The organism is Geminisphaera colitermitum TAV2, assembly GCF_000171235.2.
In the GTDB taxonomy this organism is placed as follows: domain Bacteria; phylum Verrucomicrobiota; class Verrucomicrobiia; order Opitutales; family Opitutaceae; genus Geminisphaera; species Geminisphaera colitermitum.
Genome location: NZ_ABEA03000100.1, coordinates 1 through 4,870, shown reverse-complemented (window position 1 = coordinate 4,870; position 4,870 = coordinate 1). Strand labels below are relative to the sequence as shown.

Below are 4,870 nucleotides of genomic sequence, written 5' to 3'. Positions count from 1 at the left end.
GGCGAGGGGCGTGGTTTCGAGGCGGACAGCACCTTCGTTGGCAACGCGGACGAAGCCGCTGTGACGCACGCCACCGAGGGGGGCGAGCGCGAGCGGTGTGAAGCGCGCGGGGAAGTCGCCAAGCGGGGTCTGGGTTTCGATGGTGAGGGTGGTGGTCGTGGTGACGGGTTGGGAGAGGCGGATGAGGAGGTGTTTTGGGGTGGAGGTAGGCGGGACGGCTGCGCCACTCCGTTGCAGGGGCTTCGCTTGCGAAGCCCGCGACTGCGTTTCGGCCTGCGAGTGCTCTTCTGGGGTTCGGTAAATCTGTCCGGCTGGCGCGGGCGTCGCAAGCGACGCCCCTACAGCGGGCGGGACGCCCGCGCCACTTGGCTCGATTTCCCAAGAGAGGATGTCGGGGGCGGTGACACGGAGGATTTCGCCGTCGCCGGTGAGGGCGAGGCGGAGGGTGTCGAGTTTGCCTTGCAGGACTTTGTAGGTGTAGACCCCGGTCTGGCGGAGGAGGCCGGGACTGACGATGATCTGGGAGACTTCCTCGGTGGAGTAAAAGAGGCGTCCGTCGGCGTCGGCTCCGGCGCTCATCCACGAGAACGCCACGTCGCCGTTGGCGGCGAGGTGGCCGGTGAAACGGGAGGCGGCGGTGGATGGCGCGGTGTCGCGGGCGAGGGGTGGCATGGCGTCGGTGACGAATTTCGTTTGTTCGGGGAAGCCGCCGAGGGAAAGGGTGGCGATGCGGGCGGCGGGGATGGCGAAGTTGATTTGCCGCCAGTCGCCCGACTCGGTGACGCGGGCGTCAAATTCGAGGCGGATGGGGAATTCGCCGGCTTTGGGGAAAATGAGTTCGTAGCGGAGGGGGCGGGTGTTGCGCGTGCCGGGTATGAGGGGCGCGGTGCGGATGATGCAGCCGGTCGAGGGGGTGTGGGTGCGGAGGGCGGCGTCTCCGGCGAGGAGGGGGATTGTTGCGCCGTCGATGCGGGCGCGGGCGGTGGCTTCGAGGATGAAGCCGAGGCGTCCGTCGGGCTGGAGGTCGCCGCGGAGGGTGAGGCGGTCGAGGGTGGCAATGCCGTCGGCGGGCGCGAGCGTGAGGCGGAGGACGGAGTCGGGCGCGAGTGTGAAGCGGGCTTTGCGAGAGCCGGCGAGTTGGCGGGATTGCCAGGCGGTGGCAAGGTCGGTGGTGGTGGGAGCGTCGGCAGGGAGGATGTTTTCCATGGCGACGGCTGCGACGCGGTATTGTTCGGCCCACGAGAGATCAAGAGTGCCGGTGAGGGTTTGCGTGTCGTCGCCAGCGGCAATGACGGGGATGGCGAGCGGCCAGTAGCCGGCGGCGGGGAGAGGGGGGAGTTGGGCAGTGAGGCGAAGGGTGGCGTCGAGGGTTTCGCCTTTTTTGAGTGGAGTGGCGAGGCGCAGGTCAATGTAGCGGCGTCCGTCGGGAGCGGTGCGCAGCGCCCAGTCGCGCACACGCGGGCTGTCGATGGCGGTGAGGTTGTGAGTGATGGGGTCGTTGTTTTTTGGGGTGGCGTCGAGGGCGAGCGAGAGGGTGGCGGCTTCGCCATGGAGAGTGGTGGTTTTGAGTTTGATGGTGGTGGCGATGGTGCCGTCAGCATCGAGGGTGAGGGTTTGCGCGGCCTGGGTGCGGACAAGGGCGGGGGTTTTGGAGGCATCGCCGGGGATGATGGCGTGGAGGGAGATTTGCGTGGAGTCGGCGGGCGCGGCGAAGAGGACGGTGGCAAAGAGGCCAGGGAGGGCGAGGAGGCGGAGGTGGCAAGCGAGGTTGGCGAGATGGAGAGGTTTCATGGTATTGGAAAAGTGGATGCGGTTGTGGTTGGCTGGTGGCTTGGCGTGGAGTGCGGCGATTTATCGCCGCTTTTTTGTAGCCGATTTATCGGCGTTCTAATGGGTCTATGAAATGGGCGGGCGGGCGGGATGAATCCCGCCTCGAAAGCGGCGATGAATCGCCGCACTCCATGTTAGAAATCGTCATGCAGGTTTAAGGTATCGATGGGCATTGAATATACGGTGCGGCGAAAGGATAGGGGGGCTGCGTTTTCAAAATGAGCGGCAGAACACCATCGGTAGTTCGTTGGGTCCAAAACCAGTCCGTGATGAACTGGGTTGGTATGGACGTAATGTAATCGGGCCAAATAGGAGCGTTCGTAGGTGAGGCGGGTGTCCCAGTATTGAGCCCAGATTTTGCGTCCGGTGATGCCATCTTGCTGGTTGATGAATCTGGATGTGATGCCGTGAAGTCGGTGAATGAAACGGGATAGCGTAGCAGGGGCGTCGGGCGAAAGTGCAACGATGTGATAGTGGTTGGAGAGGACTGCCCAAGCTTGTAGTTGCCAGCCATACTCGGTCGCAAGTTCATGGAGTTTGTCGTGAAGAAATTGGAGGCGTTCGGGGGCACGGAAATGGTGCTGTTTCTGGTAAGTGGCTGCCGTAACGATGTAGATGCCTTGCTCAATTAATACGTGCAGGGGCGCATGGTGCCAGTGAGGGGGGGGTGGTGAGGATGGGTGGGTAGGAAATGGTTGCTCTGTGTCTTTCATGGTGTGCTGTGCGGGTGAGTGGAGCTTTGGGGTGAGGGTGAGGGTGAGGGTGGGAGGTGAGAGGTGAGAGGTGAGAGAGGCGGGATAAATCCCGCCTGAAAAGCGGCGATGAATCGCCGCACTCCATATTGAGTTAGCGGTCGAGGCGGGCGGCTTCTTCGAGCATGGTTTGGAGGCGAAGGTTTTGGGCGAATGCGCCTTGGCGGGCGTTGGCGGCGCGGAGGACGGCGGCGAGAGCGGGGAGTGAGGTGGTTTGCGCGGTTTCGACGTTTTGGAGTTTTTCAGCGAAGAGGGCGGCGGCGGCGGCGAGTTGGAGGCCGGGCGCAGCATCGGTGAAGGCGGGGGCGGCAGGGTCGTAGGGGATGATCCAGCCGGTCTCGTGGTAGTCGAGGGTGCGCGGGTCTTGGTAACGCACGCGGACGATGCCGAGTTCGCCGGAGCCGCCAGCGGAGTCGGGGCGGGGTTCCACGGTGTAAATGGCGGTGCCGCTTTCGGCGGCGCCAAGCTCGGCGGCGAGCACGGTGTTGTCGCGGAAGTCTTCGGTGCGGAGGCGGTGCTTTTCGTATCCTAAGAGGCGATACGTGACGACTCGGGCGGGGTTGAACTCAACCTGGATTTTTACGTTTTGGGCGGCGACCTGGAGGGTGCCGGCGAGTTTTTGGGCGAAGTCGTCGAGGGCGTCGGCGGGGGTGTTGAGGTAAGCGTAGCGTCCGTGGGCGGCACGGGCGAGGTGTTCGAGCATGGCGTCGTTGTAGCCGTCGTAACCGATGCCGTAGCAGTCGAGGGTGATGCCGAGTTTTTTTTGTTTTTCGACAATGGCGGCGAGCGTGGCGGGGTCGGCGTCGCCGAGGTTGGCCGCGCCGTCGGTGAGGAGGACGATGCGGTTTTGCGCGGCGGGGGTGCGTGTAGCGGCGGTCTGGATACCGGCGGCGTTGAGGGCGGTTTCGAGGTTGGTGCCGCCTTCGGGGGGGATGCCGTCGCGGGCGATCTGGCGGAGTTGCGCGGCGGCGGCGGGGCCGTCGGCTCCGCCGATGAGGAGGCGGGGGGTGCGGGCAAAGCCGAGGAGGTTGAGGGTGTCGCCGGGACGGAGGGTGTCGGCAAGGGTGGAGAGGGCGGCAGAGACGGTTTCCTGCCGGTCAGCGCGTTCCATGGAGCCGGAGGTGTCGAGGAGGAGGGTGAGGGTGAGGGGCTGGCGCGAGTTGCGTCCAGCGCTGGAGGTCTGGAGGGTGAGACGGAGGAGGTTGCGGTTGTGCGCGGTGGGGTGGCGGGCTTGTTCCTGGGTGAGCGAGACGGGCTGGGCCGGGGGGGGGGGGGAGTCGTTGTAGGCAAGGGCGTTGACAAATTCTTCGGTGCGGATGGCGGCGGCTTCAGGCCAGCGGCCTTGGCTGAGGGCGGCTTCGGCGAGGCGGAAGGAGGCGTCACTGACGTTGAGCGAGAAGGTGCTGAAGGGGGTTTGTACGGTGTCGGTCTCGGCTAGGGGGGGGGGGATTCTTTAGCTATGAGTTTGCGCGACGATGAGGTTTTTGAGGGAGAGGCGAGCGCAGCGGGAGGGGAGGCTGGTCTGTTGATCGCTATGCTTTGGGTCTCTTTTTGAAGTGTATCCTGTTTTTTTGCGGAGTCTTCGCGTAGCATAGAAGAAGTGTCGGCGACGCTTAGCTCAGAAGCGGCAATGAGGCCAAGGTGTCTGGAAACGGAAGCGGTTTCAGCGTTGAATGCGTCGGCGGCGGATGGGGCAGATGGGGCATCGGCAGATAGGGAATCGAGGGAGGTGCTTACTGGTTTTAGGGAACGGGAGTCGTAGGCACGGCGAGAGACTTCTTGGGCACCGACAATGTTTCCCCCAGCCGCTACGTATTGGGTTTCGCTTTCGGCTTTGAGGGAGGAGGCGCGGTCATTAGAGGCAAATCGTTCGCTGACGGCGCGGGAGACAGGGGAGGCGCGGAAGGCGGGGGGGGGGCGGAAGCTAGCGACGATTGTGGTTGTGGAACTGCAACGCTCATGTCCGCCCTCTCTTCCATTCTTATCTTCACATCCCCAAGTACGGCGTAGCCGGATACAGTGGTTGGGGATGAGGATGGGGCTGGGCGGGTGTCTTCGTCGCGGAATTCTTGTAGTTGTTGGCGTTGGTTGGCTTCGGGGGCGGCAATGGTTTCGTATATGGCGCGTCTAGGGGTTTCGCGGACTTTGCCTATGGTTGGAATGATGATGGCGGCGAGGATGCCGACGATGGCAAGGACGGTCAGGGTCTCGACTAGGTGGATGTTTGGCGGGAGGAAAATGGAATACCAAGGTTCGGTTGGGCGTTGGCGAGGGGGGGGGGGGGGGGG

At 63.8% G+C, this 4,870-nt stretch carries 2 protein-coding genes and 2 pseudogenes; all 4 read right to left on the bottom strand.

Translation table 11 applies throughout. From position 1 onward, the window contains the following. Positions 1–1,791: pseudogene (locus tag OBACDRAFT_RS11970) on the bottom strand (hypothetical protein); the annotation flags it as partial. A 173-nt stretch (positions 1,792–1,964) separates the two neighbouring features. Continuing rightward, the gene (locus OBACDRAFT_RS11965) at positions 1,965–2,543 is read right to left on the bottom strand and encodes an REP-associated tyrosine transposase (RefSeq protein ID WP_052361823.1); all 579 of its coding nucleotides are present in this window, start codon (positions 2,541–2,543) and stop codon (positions 1,965–1,967) included. A 133-nt stretch (positions 2,544–2,676) separates the two neighbouring features. Next, positions 2,677–4,032 carry a vWA domain-containing protein gene (locus tag OBACDRAFT_RS11960; RefSeq protein WP_088179301.1) on the bottom strand — a complete coding sequence of 452 codons (1,356 nt, stop codon included), beginning with the start codon at positions 4,030–4,032 and terminating at the stop codon, positions 2,677–2,679. Between the two features lie 672 nt (positions 4,033–4,704). Further along, positions 4,705–4,822 (bottom strand): annotated as a pseudogene (locus tag OBACDRAFT_RS27560) (type II secretion system protein); the annotation flags it as partial. Between the last annotated feature and the right edge of the window lie 48 nt (positions 4,823–4,870).